The sequence below is a fragment of the Streptomyces sp. G-G2 genome, assembly GCF_030063135.1.
Lineage (GTDB): Bacteria > Actinomycetota > Actinomycetes > Streptomycetales > Streptomycetaceae > Streptomyces.
In genome coordinates, this window is sequence record NZ_JASISO010000118.1 from 1 (window position 1) to 2,545 (window position 2,545).

Genomic DNA, 2,545 nt, shown 5'->3' on the forward strand with positions numbered 1-2,545 from the left:
ATCCAGAGGCCCCGAAGAGCCTGACAGCTTGATCAATCTCAAGTTGGTCACCACCAACTTGGTCCAGGCGCCGCCTGCTACCAAGCTACCGAACTCCCTGGCTCTGGGGTTCAGAAACAGGCACTGATGAACGCCACGGCCGAAGCCCTCCTCGAACGCAATCGTGGCCTCCCCAGAATCGGCTGATGGGCCACGTGTCGGCGATCAGGGAAGCCGCGCAGCGCCCCACCAACCTGAGCAACCGGACTCGGACCTGCCAACACCTGAGGTCAGACTGCTGGACAGCTTGATCCTGCACCGATTCAGCGAGCCGGACCTCCGGCAACTTGCTCAATCAATGAGCTTCTTCGAGTTGGCCACCGATCGGGTGATGGTCGTGAAGCGCAACGAACGAGGCCCCCGAGCTGTTGATCGAGATGTCTGACGTCTCAATCACGTTGCTCGGTGGCCTCGTTGATCATCCATTCTGCCGCACTTGACCTGCCGCATGCGCTCGTGGAGTGGGTCACCATGCTGGTTGTCACTCGTGAGGGCGACCGGCGCTGCAAGCTCCGTCCGTCTCAGCGGGCGATGGTGGCACTGGTGTACCTGCGAGAGCACACCACTCTGGCGAAGATCGCCGCCGGGTTCGGGATCAGCGAGTCCACCGACCACGCCTACACCCGCGCGGTCGTCGACCTGCTCGCCGAACGAGCACCGGGTCTGCTCAAGACGCTGCGCTAGCACGGTCCCGACTTCATCCTGCTCGACGGCACTCTCGCCGAGTGCGACCGGGTCGGCGACGGCTGGGCCGACTACTCCCACAAACACCGGCGCCACGGAGTGAACGTGCAGGTCGTCACCGACCCTTACGGCCGGCTGCTGTGGCTCTCGCCCGCCCTGCCGGGCCGCACACACGACCTGACCGCCGCCCGCACCCACCGGATCATCCGGATCTGCGAGCGCCAGGGCGTTCCCATCCTGGCCGATCTCGCCTACCAAGGCGCAGGACCGTGGCTGACGACCGGCATCAAACGCAAGCCACTCCAGGAACTCACTCCCACCGAGAAGACCCTCAACCGGGCGTTGGCCGCAGCACGAGCGCCCGTTGAACGCGGTGTCGCAAGCCTGAAGTCCTGGCGGATCTTCCGCAGGTCCCGGTGCAGCCCCAACCGCATGACATCAATCGTCAAGGCCATCCTCACGCTGGAGCGGCAGCGCTGAAGATCCTTAGTGAGCACTTCGTCTGGCGATGACCGCCACATGAAGCGCTCACCCGGAACCGAAACCTCTGGGGTCAGTCATGATCTTGGCTGTACTGGGCCGCGTACCAATTGGAGTCGATGGCGGGGTTGCGCAGCACCCCCCAGAATCGGTCGTCAGGTATCGGTGGCAGGGGCTGATTGCCCAGGTCCGCATGCAGGTCCGCACGCCAGTCGAGAGTAAAGTGACTCCGGGTCTCCGCGCTCTCGCACACGGACCTGTACGGGGACCCCCAGATCCCAAGGGCTATTTTCTCCGCGGCCCATCTGCGTGTGTGGTCGCGGCCGGTGTCGGCCTGTGCGAGCACCGCGCGGAGTCGCAAGGCGAGCGGGCCGGTCTGGTCCGGCTGTGGCGGGGCCACACCGCGCTCCCACGCGTCCAGGGCTGTCTTGACCTCCGGGTAGTTGTTCAGGCCCGTTTCGACCGCCAGTCTGCGCAGCTGCTTCCGCGCGGCGTCGACCACCTGCTCATACGGCAGGACTGCGATCAGCGCACCGAGTTCCTCATGCCCGTCCAGGTGGCTCACGTGGAGGAGGTCGGTGGGACTGTAGGACAGGTCCAGCTCTGGCAGCTGCTCATCCGGTGCGGGAAGGGGATCGTCGGCACTGTACTGCGGGCTGGCAGGCGGACGCCCCTCCCAGAACAGCCGGCCGTTGAAGGTGACGACACCGGCGTCCTGGCCGCGCTCAAGCATGCCGGCCAGTTCGGCCAGATACTCACCCAACGAGTCGGCCTGCCCGAAACTGGTGCCGGTCTCATCGAAGAACCGTCCGATTACACCGAAGGAGTCCCGCCCGGTACGGCAATCCATCAGAAGACCGTCCGACGTCACGTCGTAAGAACCGAACTTCACGTAATCGTGAAGCCAGTAGCCCTCGGTCTCCCCGTCGAGGCCCTGGTCGATGCCGCGCATGAACCCGGTGTCCCCGAGGATTCCGCTCACTCCGAGCAGCCGGTCGCCCGTGCTGAAGCGGAAAGCCTCAGGTCCCTCCAGCGCCCCGTTGTGCCGGAGGAGTGAAGCGACCAGGTCCGGAGGAAAGGTGACCCCCAGTTCCTGTTGCGCTGCTGCGATCTCCTCGTCTCCTGCGGGCGGCCGAAGCGTGGCAAACGTGCGGGGCGCGTGCTCGCGCAGCCACGCGTCGATGCGAGTCCATGAGTCCTGGACCAGGTCTGATGTCAGAAGCCGTTGTCTTACCGATTCTGATCGCTGAGTTTTCCCAGCTCAGGCATGGTTTCGCTGTCGGGGTGGGAGGGTTCGGGCGTCGTGTTCGGGCTTGGTGGTGCGGAGGTTTTCGGTGGCGTC

The 2,545-nt window shown here is 65.0% G+C and carries 1 protein-coding gene and 1 pseudogene; one reads left to right on the forward strand and one right to left on the reverse strand.

Annotated elements, in window-relative coordinates:
• The first annotated feature begins 453 nt into the window (after nucleotides 1-453).
• Nucleotides 454-1,203: pseudogene (locus QMF80_RS37805) on the forward strand (transposase).
• A gap of 73 nt (nucleotides 1,204-1,276) precedes the next feature.
• On the opposite strand, the gene QMF80_RS37810 reads toward QMF80_RS37805, so the two are convergent.
• Nucleotides 1,277-2,422 carry an SMI1/KNR4 family protein gene (locus QMF80_RS37810; RefSeq protein WP_349372283.1) on the reverse strand — a complete coding sequence of 382 codons (1,146 nt, stop codon included), beginning with the start codon at nucleotides 2,420-2,422 and terminating at the stop codon, nucleotides 1,277-1,279.
• Nucleotides 2,423-2,545 lie beyond the last annotated feature (123 nt).